At 38.0% G+C, this 16,182-nt stretch carries 11 protein-coding genes and 1 pseudogene; 11 read left to right on the top strand and 1 reads right to left on the bottom strand.

Going from position 1 to position 16,182, the window contains the following annotated elements:
• The first annotated feature begins 70 nt into the window (after positions 1 to 70).
• From ACTIEI_RS06650 to dprA, 6 genes are all read left to right on the top strand, one after another.
• On the top strand, positions 71 to 949 hold the full coding sequence (locus ACTIEI_RS06650) for a bifunctional 5,10-methylenetetrahydrofolate dehydrogenase/5,10-methenyltetrahydrofolate cyclohydrolase (protein WP_439505504.1): 879 nt from the start codon (positions 71 to 73) through the stop codon (positions 947 to 949).
• Positions 949 to 1,569, top strand: a complete 621-nt coding sequence (locus ACTIEI_RS06645; RefSeq protein ID WP_439505503.1) for a 7-carboxy-7-deazaguanine synthase QueE — start codon at positions 949 to 951, stop codon at positions 1,567 to 1,569. The genes ACTIEI_RS06650 and ACTIEI_RS06645 overlap by 1 nt, the downstream gene beginning before the upstream one ends.
• Before the next feature lie 126 nt (positions 1,570 to 1,695).
• Positions 1,696 to 3,777 carry a TonB-dependent receptor plug domain-containing protein gene (locus ACTIEI_RS06640; RefSeq protein ID WP_439505502.1) on the top strand — a complete coding sequence of 694 codons (2,082 nt, stop codon included), beginning with the start codon at positions 1,696 to 1,698 and terminating at the stop codon, positions 3,775 to 3,777.
• A gap of 8 nt (positions 3,778 to 3,785) precedes the next feature.
• Positions 3,786 to 4,436 (top strand): HmuY family protein, encoded by a 651-nt coding sequence (locus tag ACTIEI_RS06635; RefSeq protein WP_439505501.1) that lies wholly within the window; start codon positions 3,786 to 3,788, stop codon positions 4,434 to 4,436.
• Between the two features lie 102 nt (positions 4,437 to 4,538).
• A complete protein-coding gene (locus ACTIEI_RS06630) occupies positions 4,539 to 6,455 on the top strand; it encodes an OmpA family protein (protein WP_439505500.1) in 1,917 nt (638 codons plus the stop codon).
• A 58-nt stretch (positions 6,456 to 6,513) separates the two neighbouring features.
• Complete coding sequence (dprA, locus tag ACTIEI_RS06625) at positions 6,514 to 7,596, top strand: DNA-processing protein DprA (protein WP_439505499.1); 1,083 nt, start codon at positions 6,514 to 6,516, stop codon at positions 7,594 to 7,596.
• Here dprA and ACTIEI_RS06620 read toward each other — a convergent pair.
• Positions 7,565 to 8,749 carry an MFS transporter gene (locus tag ACTIEI_RS06620; RefSeq protein ID WP_439505498.1) on the bottom strand — a complete coding sequence of 395 codons (1,185 nt, stop codon included), beginning with the start codon at positions 8,747 to 8,749 and terminating at the stop codon, positions 7,565 to 7,567. The genes dprA and ACTIEI_RS06620 overlap by 32 nt on opposite strands.
• 79 nt (positions 8,750 to 8,828) lie before the next feature.
• Here ACTIEI_RS06620 and guaB point away from each other — a divergent pair, with 79 nt between their 5' ends.
• The 5 genes and pseudogenes from guaB to ACTIEI_RS06595 all read left to right on the top strand — a co-directional run bounded on the left by guaB (position 8,829) and on the right by ACTIEI_RS06595 (position 16,180).
• A complete protein-coding gene (gene guaB, locus ACTIEI_RS06615; RefSeq protein WP_439505497.1) occupies positions 8,829 to 10,328 on the top strand; it encodes an IMP dehydrogenase in 1,500 nt (499 codons plus the stop codon).
• 9 nt (positions 10,329 to 10,337) lie between these two features.
• Positions 10,338 to 11,936, top strand: a complete 1,599-nt coding sequence (lnt, locus tag ACTIEI_RS06610) for an apolipoprotein N-acyltransferase (RefSeq protein WP_439505496.1) — start codon at positions 10,338 to 10,340, stop codon at positions 11,934 to 11,936.
• The gene (locus ACTIEI_RS06605; protein ID WP_439505495.1) at positions 11,911 to 12,735 is read left to right on the top strand and encodes an alpha/beta fold hydrolase; all 825 of its coding nucleotides are present in this window, start codon (positions 11,911 to 11,913) and stop codon (positions 12,733 to 12,735) included. The genes lnt and ACTIEI_RS06605 overlap by 26 nt, the downstream gene beginning before the upstream one ends.
• A gap of 76 nt (positions 12,736 to 12,811) precedes the next feature.
• On the top strand, positions 12,812 to 15,409 hold the full coding sequence (locus ACTIEI_RS06600) for a PKD domain-containing protein (RefSeq protein WP_439505494.1): 2,598 nt from the start codon (positions 12,812 to 12,814) through the stop codon (positions 15,407 to 15,409).
• 15 nt (positions 15,410 to 15,424) lie between these two features.
• Positions 15,425 to 16,180: pseudogene (locus ACTIEI_RS06595) on the top strand (SDR family NAD(P)-dependent oxidoreductase).
• Positions 16,181 to 16,182: the final 2 nt, after the last annotated feature.

The raw sequence follows: 16,182 nt of genomic DNA, 5'->3' as shown, positions 1-16,182 counted from the left end.
AATATCAGTGTTTTAGCTCCTCTCAAGGTTAAATTTTACCATTCCCCCTTATTTTTGGTAATTTTGCGCCATGTTAGTACTAGATGGCAAGCTGGCTTCGGCAGCTGTAAAAGAAACCTTAAAGGCTGAAACAGCCGATTTAGTTATAAAAGGCAAGCCTGCGCCACACCTTGCGGCTATTTTAGTAGGTAATAATGGAGCCAGTGAAACCTATGTAGCTAGTAAAGTAAAAAACTGTGAAGAGACTGGCTTTGAGTCAACCTTAATCCGCCTACCAGCAGATATAGCGGAAGCTACCTTATTAGATACCATCCAATCCCTCAATAATAACCCTGCTATTGACGGCATTTTAGTACAATTGCCTCTACCCAAACATATTAGTGAAGAAAAAGTGATAGAAACCATAGATCCAAGGAAGGATGTGGATGGTTTTCATCCTAGCAATATCGGACGGCTTGTTCAAGGCCTCCCTACTTTTATTCCTGCTACTCCATATGGCATATTACTATTACTTGAACATTTTAATATTCCAACAAAAGGCAAGCATGCAGTGGTAATTGGAAGAAGCAATATTGTTGGTCGCCCGATGAGCATACTCTTAAGTAGTAATATTCCTCAAGGCAACTGTACGGTAACCCTTTGTCATTCTCATACCCCGAATTTAAAAGAGCTATGCTTACAAGCTGATATTGTGGTGGCTGCTTTGGGTAAACCTGAATTTGTTACGGCCGATATGGTGAAAGAAGGATCCGTCATTATAGACGTAGGTATTACGCGTGTGGAGGATACCATTGCAAAAAAAGGGTTTAGAATAAAAGGGGATGTGCTATACCATGACGTTGCAAGTAAAGCCAGTGCTATTACACCTGTTCCAGGTGGAGTGGGGCTAATGACTATTGCGGGTTTGCTTAAAAACACTTTACAGGCTTATAAAAACAACCGAGGGTAATGAGTAGTATTACTGATACTTCAATTAAGTTACCTGTGATGGAAGCCTTTTATACGCTTCAGGGAGAAGGTGCACACCAAGGCCGGGCTGCTTATTTTATTCGATTAGGTGGTTGTGATGTGGGCTGTGTATGGTGCGATGTAAAAGACAGCTGGGATGTAACCAAACACCCACTCGTTACAATAGAGGAAATCGTGTCAAAAGCTGTTTCGCATCCTGGAAGATTGGCTGTTATTACGGGTGGAGAACCGCTGATGCATTCGCTAGATGCTTTAACGGATGCTTTGCATGCTGCTGGTTTCGAAACCAATATTGAAACTTCTGGATCTTCGCCCTTGAGTGGCCATTGGGATTGGATTTGTTTGTCTCCCAAAAAATTTAAAGCTCCATTAGATGAAGTGATTGTTGAAGCTCATGAATTAAAAGTAGTCGTATTTAATAAACACGATTTTGAATGGGCCGAAAAATATGCTGCATTAGTCAATCCTTCCTGCAAATTATTCTTACAACCTGAGTGGGATAAAGCGGCTGAAATGACCCCACTTATTTTAGACTATATTCAAGCAAACCCACAGTGGAGGCTGAGTTTGCAGGTTCATAAGTACTTGAATATTCCTTAATTTTTTTGGCTTTTTATTTTTGCATTGTCATGCATTTGTAAAAAAGGTTTTGTTGAATTTGGTTCTACAGTTTTATGACAATTTACTTCTGCTGTACATGCAACTTTGCACTCACAAAACGTGGGTATGTATAAGTGGATTTTGTTGTTGATTTCTTCTGGCTTTATTGTTACTTCCTTTGCGCAAGAAAAAGATACTTTATCGGGTAATACCGCTATCACTGTTTTCACTGCTACAAAAACAGAACGTGCGCTCAGCAATGTTGCTGTTCCTGTTCAAATTATTACCCAAAAAACGATTCAACAAGCAGGCTCTTTGCGTTTGTCGGATATCCTTGCAGAACAAACAGGTTTATTCATGACTACCGGATTTGGAACGGGCGTAAGCATGCAAGGACTTAACCCAGATTACACATTGATTCTGATTGATGGAGAACCTTTAATTGGAAGAACCAGTGGTGTATTAGATTTAAAGCGTATTACTGTTGGGAATATCAAACAAATTGAAATCGTTAGAGGCCCATCATCTAGTTTATATGGTAGTGAAGCAATGGCGGGGGTAATTAATATAATAACTGACAAACCTCGAAAAAATAGTTTGGGTATCAGCACGCGTTATGGGAGCTTTAATACAGCCGACTTTAATTTGAAAGGCGCCATCAGGACCAATCGTATCAACTATCAAGGTTTTGGTAATTATTATAGAACGGATGGTTTTAGCATAAGACCAAATAGTAGAGAAAGAAGTATAGCGCCTATTGATCGATTTACACATCAACACAATATTGGCTATCGTTTCAGCGATCGCACCAACTTAAGTTTAAATATTCGACACAATATAGAAACCATCAAAAACAATATCACTGTCATAAACAATGGCAATTTGATTAATTCTGTTGGGGTTGAAAAAAATAAAGACCTCAATGCAACGCTACAATTAGCGCACAAAGTAAATGAGCGATTAAAAAATACGACTCGCTTGTACGGCACTCAATTTAATTCTACGCAAGAATTAATTTCTGATAATGGAGTTCCTTATTTAGACGCGTTTAAACAACAGTTTGCAAGAATTGAAAATCAAACCGATTTAACCCTAAATGAAAAGCTAGAGTTCAATATAGGGGGTGGTTATATCCATGAAACAGCTAATAGTACTCGCTACGATAATAGCACTAGTATCAAAACAAATCGCATTGGTTATGCTTTTTTACAATCAGAATGGAAAGCTTCGAACAAACTAATATTTATAGGTGGTGCGCGTTATGACCACAACGAATTATTCGCTGCTGCTTTTAGTCCCAAACTGGCTTTGCAATACAAAATAAACAATCGATTTTCGCTAAAAGCTAGTATTGGTAGAGGTTTTAAAGCACCAGACTTTAGGCAACTCTATTTAAATTTTACCAACACCGCTGCGGGTAGTTACAGTGTTTTTGGCACAGTTGAAGCGCAAAAAATCATTAACGAACTCAACAGACTTGGTCAAATCAGTAGCTTGGAACCATCTTTTTACCAGCTTAGTAATTTACAACCAGAATTTTCTACTGGGTTGAATTTAGGTATTAGTTTTCAAAACGAACAGTGGCAAATTACCACAAATCTTTTCAGAAATAATATCGAAAACTTAATTGATAGCAGACTAGTTGCCTACAAAACGGGTGGTGCGCAAATCTTTAGCTACCTCAATGTTAAGAATGCATTTACACAAGGAATTGAAACAGATATTAAGTTCCGCCACAATCAATATTGGTCTTTTTCTGCAGGATACCAATTCTTATTAACCGGTGATCAGTCTGAAATCAATGCCATAAACGATGGTAAAGTTTTCACTAGAGATCAAAATGGATTCAGTAGAAGATTAAATAGAAGTGAATACGTAGGATTACCCAATAGAAGTAAGCATATGGCTAACTTAAAAATGCAGTATGATCACCAATCTTACTTTGCTAATGCTAGGGCTATTTACAGAAGTAAATGGGCTACCCTTGATACTGATGGGAATGGAATTTTTAATACCAATGATGCTTTTGCGCAAGGATTCCTCCAATTAAATATGGCTACTGGTAAAAGCTTTAACAATGGCCTAAGTATTCAAACTGGTATAGATAATTTATTGAATTATACTGATGTAATCAACTTACCCACTTTACCCGGCAGGATTTTTTACTTGACTTTATCCTATAACTTTTTAAATAAAAACCCTAAATAATGAACAAGATGAAACAGCTATTTTTTGTGTTAGGCATTGCAGTGAGTTTAGTAGCATGTACAAAGGATGATACAGGCGGTTCTAATGCGGTTGTAGAAACCATCACCGTAAAGGACTTACCAGCAGATACAATTATTGGTATTACTCCAGGAGCGCCTCCTACAGGCGGTTTTCCTTTTGGTGCGGGCAGATTTACTTTTTATAGTTTAGAAACGAATAAAATTATTCCTGCTTCGGATAGTGCAAGCAACAAATGGGACTTGGCTTTTAGAGGAACAACCATTGCTACCAACAGTGGCAACAGCGGTCCTGGTGGCGGTGGTGCATTTGTTTTTGTTGGCTTATTCAATGATTTAAAAACCGTTCCTGCTGATTCTACTTTTAGAATTGACAATGCACCTACTGCATATGCAATACCAGTTGGTAGTAATAGAGCTTGGTATGTGTATGATGGTATAAACCAATTATTGAATCCCATTCCTGGACGTGTTTTAGTTATTAGAACAGCAACTGGAAAATTTGCTAAAGTAGAGATTCTGAATTACTATAAAGGAGGTGTTACGCCAACTACAACTGCTTCCGAAACTATAAAATTAAGGACTCAACGCTTTTATACTTTTAGATTTAGCTTTCAACCTAATGGTACAAAAACATTCTAAAGTACCCGTTTTAATATCCAATCATCAACCCGGCTTTATGCCGGGTTTTTTGTGTGATATTTTTAACAACAATGGGTGATAATTTTTACGAACTTGTTGCCGATGAAAAGAGTGGTATTATTTTTATTCTTAGTTCAATGCTGCACTAGTTTGTTGGCGCAAGAGTACAATCCAGATAAAGTTGGTCGAAAGGCCCTGGCTTTGTATGAAAAAGCTATTGAATTACTAAAAGAAGATGACTTTAATAAAGCGGTTCCTATTTTATTAGAATGTATAAAAACAGATACCAATTTTGTTGACGCTTATCTTTCTTTAGCCGGTGTATTTGGCGAATTAAAACAATATAAACGTTCCATCCAATTTTATGAAATAGGTAAAGCAAAAGACCCTGTGTATTTTATGCCTTACTATTTGCCTTACTCAATTAATTTAGCAGGTGACGGTAATTTTGAAGCGGCGCTGCAAGCAGTCAACCTTTTTTTAGAAAACCCAAAACTCAACGACAAGAGCATCAGAAGTGCAGCTTATCGTAAAAAGACCTATCAATTTGCCATACAATATGCTGCAAAAAACAATGGTTTATCCAGCTATTTATTTGCTCCTGAAAATTTAGGAGATAGTGTTAATTCACCCACATCAGAATATTATCCATCTGTTACGGTTACAGATAGCTTACTCGTTTTTACTAGAAGAGGCAAGTATATGCGGGAGGATTTTTTTTCAAGTACTATCACTGCTAAAAAATACGCAAAAGCAGTTCCTATTGGAGGAATCATAAATGAAGAACCACAAAAAGGCGCCATCACTGTTTCGCAAGATGGTGAATGGATGTTGTTCGCTGGAAGATTTGCTGAGAGGGGATACGACAATTTTGATTTATACATTGCCTATGCAACTCCGCAGGGATGGAGCGATCCAGAAAATTTGGGAACAGCTATTAATACCGAATTCTGGGAAAGTGCTCCTAGTTTAAGCCCAGACAAACGAACACTTTATTTTAGTAGTAATAGGCCTGGAGGATTTGGTGGGAAAGACTTGTATTATAGTGAACGTTTAGCCAATGGAAAATGGACCCCAGCTAAAAATATGGGACCGCAGATTAATACCGCTGGCGACGATCAAGCTCCTTTTATTCATGCAGATAATCAAACACTTTATTTTACTTCGGATGGGCATCCGGGATATGGAGGTACAGACTTATTTATTATTAGAAAAAATGATCAAGGCAGTTGGGGTATTCCAGAAAATTTAGGTTATCCCATTAATACCATTGAGAATGAAGGGAGCTTGGCTGTTTCAGCTGATGGGCTTACTGCTTTTTATGCCAGTGATCGTGCTGATAGTAGAGGGGAGCTTGATTTGTACCGATTTGAATTACGCAGCAATATTAGACCTATTAGAACCTTGTACTTAAAAGGCGTGGTCACAGATAAAATGAGTGGGAAAAAATTACCTTCTTCTGTAGAATTGATTAACAACCAAGACCATACTGTTTTGATGAAAATTCAAACCGATGAAACAGGTATGTATTTTATCACTTTGCCCGTAGGGAGAGATTATACTTTTTCTGTTAACAGAAAAGGGTATTTACCATTCACCGAATTATATTCATTAGCTAATAAAGAAGCGGATAGTGTATATGTAAAAAATATTGCCCTACAGCCCTTGGCACTAAACGCCTCTTTCACTTTTAAAAATATTGAATTTGCCTTAAACGCTTCAATATTGCCAGAAACAGCTACAATTGAATTAGATAAATTGGTAACGCTTTTAAATGAGCATCCCACTCTTCAGGTTCTAATTAGTGGCCATACCGACAATACGGGCAATGAAGTAGACAATAAAAAGCTATCTGCTAATAGAGCTTTATCAATCGTAAACTATTTAATTGAAAAAGGCATTTCCAACAATCGATTGGAATATAAAGGATTGGGAAGCAGCCAACCTATTGCGTCTAATGACACACCAGAAGGAAGAGCTAGAAACAGAAGAACCTCCGTGGAAATAACCAAACTTTAAGTATTTATACGTTTACATTGCTATGCAATAAAACCGAGCTTTCACAAAACTAGGTTTTATGCGTTCAGAAGTCTGGTACAATATTGCATTCACTTGTATTCCGTCATTAGGCCCGATTACAAGAAAAGCATTAATTGATGAATTTAAAACATCCAGTAATATTTTAAGTGCATCCATAAAAGCGCTGATGAAAGTTAAAGGTGTTGGCGAAAAAATGGCTTATGAGATTGTTCAATGGAATAATCCTGATAAAGTTGATGCAGAATTTGCATTTATTCAACAACACCAAATCAAGCCGCTATTTATTACGGATAAAGATTATCCACAAAAATTATTAGAATGTCCCGATGCCCCCACCTTATTATTTTATAAAGGGAATGCCCAACTGAATTGCACTAAAATTCTCAGCATTGTAGGCACTAGAATGCCCACGCCTTATGGATTATACGTTATTGAAGAATGTTTGAAGACACTTCCGAAAGATGTGCTCATCGTAAGCGGACTTGCTTTAGGAATTGATACTATTGCACATCAAACTGCTTTACAATATGGATTGCCCACAGTGGGAGTGCTAGCGCATGGATTAGATGAGATTTATCCTCCACCCAATAAAAACTTAGCTAAGAGAATGTTGCATCAAGGCGGTTTACTAACTGAGTTTAATTGTAAGACTATTCCAGAAAAATATAATTTCCCAAAACGGAATAGAGTAGTTGCAGGCATGGCAGATGCTACCTTGGTTGTTGAAACCGCATTAAAAGGTGGCAGCATGATCAGTGCAGACTTTGCTTCTCAATATCATCGAGAAGTCATTGCTGTTCCAGGAAAAATAACCGATCAACGGAGCAGGGGTTGTTTAAAATTAATTCAGGAAAATAAAGCGTCTATTTTTACCTCCCCCAATGAATTAATGAAACAACTGAATTGGATAAATACTACCGCAGATTTAAGCACTGCCCAAAAAGAAATGATTCGTTTAATGCAACAGCAAGAAATTTTTTCAATAGATGAATTATTAAGCATTAGTGGACTGAGCATTGGCAGTTTATATACTTTAATATTAGAGTTATCCACCCAACAAGTTATTCAAGAATTGCCTTGCGAAAAGTTCACATTGATGCCCGCTTATTATTCCATTTAATTAATAAGAGACAGGCAATTAAAGTGAGAACAGCTGGAGTTAAGAATGCCCAAATAAACCTACTCGCGTCATTATTATAAATCCAACTGGAGAATAATGCACCTGTTCCAATACCTACTTCTAGTGCTATGTACATAGAAGCAATTGCCTTGCCTCTGTTTTCAGGGGCGCATAAATCAACCGTCCAAGCAGTAATGACTGGGCTATTGAGTCCCCAACTTAATCCATATAAAACCGCCCCTACTAACATCATCGTAACGGATTGCGAAATAGATAAAATTACCATCGCAATTACCAACACAGCTGTGGATCCAATTAAAACAGGGACCCTTCCATAGGTATCTGAAATTTTGCCTGCAACAAATCGTATAAATAAAGATGCTACTGTAAAGAATGCAAAAAAAATCCCCTTGTTGTGCAGTCCTAAGTGCTCACTAAAATCTGGCGCAACAGTTAACACGGTTCCAATTGAAAAACAAAGTAATAATGTTACAATAGCTGGTCTTATAGCAGAAGCATCAAATATCTCTGTTCGGTTAATTTTTAAATGTGCTGCTTTAAATCGGGTTGCATTGGGCAAGGTTTCTTTCACGTTATATAGGATGATTACTGAACCCAATGCTAAAAAAGCCGACACATAAAACATAATATCATAACTATGGTAATCTACCAAATAACTTCCCAACATTGGCCCTGCTGATGCCCCTAATGTATAACCAATAGCCAAGGCCCCCATGGCTTCTCCCCTCCTAGATTCATGCACCACATCTGCCCCATACGCTGCTGTAGCAGTGGGCTTAAATCCCGTTGAAAATCCATGTACAAATCGTAGTAATAAAAATCCTGCTACACTAGTAAGAACAGGATATAGTAAACTACATACCACGCAAACCAAAGAGCCAAAAACCATCACCGGCACTCTTCCGATTGTATCGGTTAGTTTTCCACTAAATGGCCTAGAAATGCCTGCCATTAAAGTAAATAAAGCAATAATCAAGCCCTTATATTCAGCCCCCCCAATCTTGGTTAAATAGCCTGGCAACTCAGGAATCATCATATTAAAACTGGCCGAAAAAAGAAAATTACTGACACAGAGTAAGCCAAATTGAAAAGTAAAAAATCGGTGATTGGGATTGATTATTTGAGGGTCCATGCTAGCTGCTTACTGAAATAGCTGCGAAGTTAACAGAAATAATTTTGGTAGGAATTTAGCCCTTCTGCTATCTTTGCACATGGCAACAAATCTCAAAAGCGCTACCAGTCGTAGCAACTCCTCCAGATTATTTGGCGAAGGCCTTACATTTGACGATGTACTTTTAATGCCCGCTTACAGTGATATATTACCTAGAGACGTAAATATCAGCACGCATTTAACCAAAGACATTATTATCAATGTTCCCATTCTTTCTGCTGCAATGGACACTGTTACTGAAGCCAATTTGGCAATTGCATTAGCAAGAGAAGGTGGTCTAGGCATTTTACATAAAAACATGAGTATTGAAAGGCAAGCTGAGCAAGTACGAAAAGTAAAGCGCAGCGAAAGCGGAATGATTATAGACCCCATCACTTTGTTAGTAGATGCCACTATTGGTGATGCATTGAAGCTAATGAGAGAAAATAAAATCGGGGGTATTCCTGTTGTAGACAATGGAGGAAAATTGGTAGGTATTTTAACCAATAGAGATTTAAGATTCGAAACGGATTATAAGAAAAAAGTAAAGGAAGTAATGACTAAGGAAAACTTGGTAACTGCTCCTGAAGGAACTGATATGAAAAAAGCGGAGAATATTCTTCGCCGATATAAAATTGAAAAATTACCTGTTGTAAATAAGCAAGGAAAGTTAATTGGTTTAATTACTTACAGAGATATTTTACAAATTCGTAATTTCCCTAACGCAGTAAAAGACAGTATTGGTCGATTGCGTGTGGGTGCAGCTTTAGGCATTACCAAAGACTTAATGGATCGAGCAGCTGCATTACAACATGTGGGTGTAGATATTGTAACATTAGACTCTGCACATGGACATAGCAAGGGGGTGATTGAAGCATTAAAAGCCCTTAGAAAAAACTTTAAAAAATTACCCATTATTGCGGGCAATGTTGGTACGGGTGCGGGAGCAAAAGCTTTAGCAGAAGCTGGTGCAGATTGCGTAAAAGTGGGAATAGGTCCTGGTTCCATATGTACTACTAGAATTGTTGCTGGCGCTGGTGTTCCGCAATTAACTGCCATTATGGAAGCTACCAATGCATTAAAAGCAAAAGGTATTCCAGTAATTGCAGATGGTGGAATCCGTTATACAGGTGATATGGTAAAAGCATTAGCTGCTGGTGCAAATATGGTCATGATGGGTAGTGTATTTGCAGGTGTTGAAGAAAGTCCTGGCGATACCATTATTTACGAGGGAAGAAAGTTCAAAGAATACAGAGGCATGGGTAGCTTAGGTGCCATGAGTCAAGGAAGTGGAGACCGTTATTTTCAAGATGTAGAAGCCGATATTAAAAAGTATGTACCCGAAGGAATTGAAGGTCGTGTTGCTTACAAAGGAAATTTGAGTGAAATCATTTATCAATACGTAGGGGGTTTAAGATCTGGTATGGGATACTGTGGTGCAAAAGATATTCCTACTTTACAAAAAGCCACTTTTGTAAAAATCACGAACGCTGGTATGAAAGAAAGCCATGCGCACGATGTGGATATTACTAAGGAAGCGCCTAATTACAGTAGAAAATAATTCATCAATATGGCACTGAACAAGTGGACTTATTTACATCCGCTTACATTAAGTCTTTTAACAGGATTATTGTTAACCAGTGCTTGGCCTAATACGGCTTTAACCATTGGTTTGATATTTGCATGGGTGCCCTTGTTATTATTGGCCCATCAAAAAGACACTTCCTTTCCACTATTAAGATATGTGGCACTGAGTTTATTGATTTGGAACACTGGCACTACTTGGTGGCTATGGAATTCAACCGGGTTTGGTGCTATTGCAGCCATTGTAATCAACACCACTTTAATGTGTATTCCATGGTGGGGATTTATCAAAATCCGTCGGTATTTTTCTGAATCAATCAGCCTTTTTTCATTGGTTGTTTTTTGGTTAACATTTGAATACGTTCATTTAAATTGGAGTATCAGTTGGCCTTGGCTTACATTGGGCAATGGACTAAGCGCTATCTCTTTTTACATTCAATGGTACGAATATACAGGGGTTGGGGGTGGATCATTACTCATATGGATCATGAACATTTTATGGTTTCAGCTTTTTGTAGCTATACAAAAAAAAGCACCTCTACGAGCTGGCATTTTGGGTGGCTCAATTTTGCTATCATGGTTACTATTAGGCTGGATTAGTTTTCTATTAATGCCAAAATCGAGCAATAATCCCAATAAAAAAAATGTGGTGGTGGTTCAACCCAATATTGATCCCTACCAAAAATTTGAAACGCTCACTACTGCCGATCAGGTAAACAGATTGGTTCAATTATCGGTGAATGCAATAGATACTAATACCGTTATGGTGATTTGGCCAGAAACCGCTATGAGTGCAGCTGACTGGCAACACAATATCAAAGTCAATCCATACTATCAACCCATTTTTCAATTCTTAGCAGCGCATCCATCTATTCAATTGATTTCAGGAATTGAAACTTTTAAACAGTACGGCAATACTGCTGCTACTAAAACTGCTAGAAAAACCAATGATGGCATTTATTACGATGCCTTTAATGCTGCAGTAAGTTTAAGAGCCAATCAAGAACCGGTTTATTATAACAAAAGTAAACTAGTACCAGGGGTAGAATCGCTTCCTTCTTTTTTACGTTTTATGGCGCCTGTTTTTGAACAGTTTGGTGGTTCTACTGGAGGATATGGCGTATCTGACACAGCTGTTGTTTTTAGAGGCCCTATTGCGCAATTAAATGCTGCTCCCATTATTTGTTACGAAAGTATTTATGGTGAATACGTAACCAACTATGTTAAAAGTGGGGCCAGCATGCTCACCATCATGACCAACGACGGGTGGTGGGGAAATACACCTGGACACCATCAACATTTGTCTTATGCAAAACTAAGAGCGATCGAAACCAGAAGATGGGTCGCTCGTTCTGCTAACACTGGTATTTCTGCTTTTATCAATCCGCGTGGTGAAATAGTACAGGAACTTGGATGGGACAAAACGGGGGCCCTTAAAATGGATATTCCCACCAGCGCTACTTTAAGCTTTTACGTTCAACACGGTGATTATATTTTTAAAATTGCTTCTGTCATTGCTGCTCTTTTTGTAGTAGTTTACTTTTACAAAAAAACAAGCCATGCAAGCCAACATAAAACAACTTAATCGACAGGATTATCAACTTTCTTATTCGGTGTATGGCAAAGGAACTCCCGTAGTATTATTACATGGATATGGAGAAGATAGTCAAATTTGGCTCAACCAAATTGCCCATTTATCAGCTCATTGCTTACTGATTGTTCCAGACTTGCCTGGCTCAGGAAAGTCTTCTATTACGGCTAAAGGTTTAGATGAGTGGTTACCAAATATGAGCATTGACTCATTAGCACAAAGCATCAATCAACTATTAATTGCAGAAAATGTATCTGCCTGTATCTTATTAGGGCATAGCATGGGTGGCTATATTGGGTTAGCATTTGCCGAATTATACCCATCCAAATTACTAGGCTTAGGATTGGTGCATAGTACAGCTTTTGCAGACAACAACGAAAAGAAAATAGTCCGACAAAAAAGTATTCAATTCATTGCAGAAAACGGCGGCTCTGCTTTTTTTAAAACCAGTATGCCCAATTTATTTGGTAAAAAATTCAAAGAAAATCAGGCGCATATTATTGAACAATTAATCAATCAAAGTAAAAATTTTGAATCCTCGATTCTAATTGGGTATACCCGAGCTATGATGAATCGGCCCGACCGATCCACTGTTTTAGGTTCAGCCAATTTCCCCATTTTATTTATTGCTGGACCTGAAGATATTGCAGCCCCTTTGAAGGACGTTCAGGAGCAAGCAACATTACCCAATAAATCGTATCTTACTATTTTGGATGGTGTAGGTCATATGGGAATGTTAGAAGCACCTCATGAGATGAACCTTCATTTGACTAATTTCATTCAATTGGTTTAATCCATTATTCTGGCTTATTTTAATTTTACTTTTGGTTATGTGGAGGAAATGCTTATTTTTTGTTTTAAGTTTTTTTATGCTTGTTCAATTGAATGCAGCACACTTAAAAGGTGGATGGATTCAATATGAATATTTGGGTGATGGTTCTTCAGCTAATAGTTCAAGATACCGCATCACCGTAAGACAATATTTAGATTGTAGTTCAAGAGGTGGCCAAAGAGACGCAGTGGTTTATATGGGAATTTTTAATAGCCTCAGTTCTGTCTTAGTGAACACCGTAACCATTCCGTTAACTGGCACCGACAATCTTGATAAAGGCACTTATGACCCTTGTTTAAGTTCGAGACCAAGGGTTTGTTATATTATTGACCGTTATACTACTGAGGTAGAATTACCCAATACGATTGAAGGGTATACCTTAACGGTACAGCGTTGTTGCAGAATTGATAATATCATTAATGTGGGGGCCAACTCTGATCAAATTGGGGTGAGCTATACTAATACCATTCCTGGCCGCATTAGCAGCATTAATTACCAAAAAAATAGTAGCCCCGTATTTGCACAAAGAGATACTGCGATTGTTTGTTTTAATGCCCCTTTTACTTTTGACTTTGGTGCAACAGATGCGGATGGAGACAGTTTATCTTATTCTTTTTGCAGTGGAGTGATTGGAGGGAGTACAGGTCCTGGAGGTTCACAACCCAATCCGCCAAGCCCACCACCCTATGCACCTGTATTATATGAAGCGCCTTTTGATGGGGGTGTTCCCATGTCTCCCTCTGTAACGATTAATCCAATTACAGGTTTAATTAGCGGCACTGCTCCCCCTATAACAGGAGAATATATTGTTGCCGTTTGTGCAAGTGAATTTAGAAATGGGGTTAAAATTGGCGAAACAAGAAAAGAAATTCATATTCAAGTGGCCGATTGTTCCTTATCTGCAGCAGATTTAAAACCAACCTATATTAGCTGCAATGGATATACGCTAACCTTTCAAAATGAATCTACTGGTGCGGCCGCCAATTATCTTTGGGATTTTGGGGTAACCAATAGCACTACTGATATATCAACTAATCCTACGCCTACTTATACCTATGCAGACACAGGTACTTATCGGTTAACTTTAAAAGTGACCAATACGGGAGGATGTCAAGACTCTGCTTTTGCCGAAGTGCGTATTTATCCTGGTTTCACACCAGATATTAAAATTGAAGGAACCTGTTACCTAAATGAGTACAATTTTAAGGATGCTACATTTACCCGATACGGAACAGTAAATAGTTGGAAATGGAATTTTGGAGACAACACTAGTTTAGCAGATACTTCGCTTGCAAAAGACAGTTCTTGGAAATATCCAGCACCCACCAGTACCAATATTAAATTAGTAGTAACCAATAGCAAAGGTTGTATCGACAGTATTACCAAACCCTTTGTTGTTTTGGATAGGCCTTCTTTGAATTTAGCATTTAAAGACACGCTTATCTGCAGTATTGATACATTACCCTTATTAGCTAATATTGGAGGGGGAACCATTACTTGGACCCCAGATATACCAAGCAGCTTAACTAGAATATCCAATAGAAATATTGCCAATCCTTTGGTGTATCCAATAGATACTACTCGTTACATTGTAACCCTTAATAATAATGGATGTATTAATCAGGATACAGTTACAGTAAATGTATTAGATTTTATTTCTGTTGATGCAGGTCCTGCTGCCAGCATCTGTAGAACAGACACCATTCAATTGCAAACGGTAAGCGATGCATTAAGTTATCTATGGACTAACCGAGCTGGAACAACTGTTTCGCGGGATAAATTTCCGAAGCTAGCCCCATTACAAAATGAAACGTATTATGTTTCCGCCAATTTAGGTTACTGCCAAGCAAGCGATTCTGTTCGGATCAATGTGGCCCCTTACCCAGCAGTTCGCCTTGGGCCTGATACCGTCATTTGTTTTGGTAGCAGACTCAATTTACCCGCTAGTATGGTTGGTGCTTCTTTTCAGTGGTCACCTACCAATTCAATGATTAATTCAAACACGTTGAATCCACTAGCTGGTCCATCAAGAACAACTGCTTATACCCTTACTGTTTCTGATACTTTAGGCTGTAACAAATCGGTAACTGATACCATCATTGTTAGAGTAGTTCAACCTTTAACTATTAATGCAGGTCGTGATACTATTGCAGCACCTGATCAACCCATTCAATTAAGGGCTACTGGTGCTGGACAATTTAATTGGTCACCTTCAACAGGGTTAAATAATTCAACTATTGCTAATCCAATTGCAACTTTACCAACTGGTATAGACTCTATCACCTACACTGTTAGACTTACTGGTGAAGGTGGTTGCTTTGCAGAAGACCAAATGACCATCCGTGTTTTTACAGATGGTCCTCAAATTTTTGTCCCCTCAGGATTTACACCTAATGGTGATGGTAGAAACGATATTTTAAGACCCGTAACAGTTGGCGTCACTCGGCTTAATTATTTTGTTATTTTCAACAGATGGGGGCAACGTATTTTTACTACTAATCAATTAAATAGCGGTTGGGATGGCACATTTAATGGGGAACCACAACCCGCAGGAACCTATGTTTTTCAAGTAGAAGGAATAGACTATTTAGGAAAGCGTATTTATAAAAAAGGTACTGCTGTACTTATCAGATAGTTTAATTTTGTTGTTATGAGAAAAACCATTTTAATTACTGGCGCTACTGCTGGTTTTGGCAAAGCTACAGCCGAACATTTTGCTGCAGCCAATTGGAATTGTATTATTACCGGAAGAAGAAAAGAACGTTTAACCGAACTTGCCCATTTTTTAGAAAATAAATACGGCATTCAAGTACAGGTTCTTTGCTTTGATGTGCAAAACAAAATCGATGTGTTTACTGCAATCAATAGCTTACCAGAAGCGTGGCAATCGATTGATGTTTTATTAAATAATGCTGGGTTAGCATTAGGCAGAGACTCATTTGAATAGGCAAATCTAGCTGACTGGGAGACGATGATTGATACCAATGTAAAGGGATTAATGTATGTTTCTAAAGCGGTTTTACCTTTCATGATTGCGCGAAAAAAAGGACATATCATTAATATAGGTTCTACCGCAGGGAAAGAAGTATACAAAGACGGCAATGGATACTGTGCTTCTAAACATGCAGTAGATGCAATTAGTAAAGCAATGCGCATTGATTTATTACCCCATCAAATTAAAGTTACTGCCATTCATCCTGGTGCAGCTGAAACAGAATTTTCTGTTGTGAGATTTAAAGGGGACGAACAAAAAGCAAGTGCTGTATACGATGGTTATAAAGCTTTGGAAGCAAAAGATATTGCGGAAATAGTTTACTATGTTTCTACTTTGCCTGCCCATGTATGCATTAATGATTTAGTTGTCACCTGTTTATCTCAGGCTAATTCTTTTTACTTACATAAATAATT

The sequence above is a fragment of the Sediminibacterium sp. genome, assembly GCF_051860225.1.
Taxonomy (GTDB): Bacteria; Bacteroidota; Bacteroidia; order Chitinophagales; family Chitinophagaceae; genus Sediminibacterium.
The sequence above is the reverse complement of the archived record's forward strand: the minus strand, read 5'-3'. Positions and strand labels throughout refer to the sequence as shown.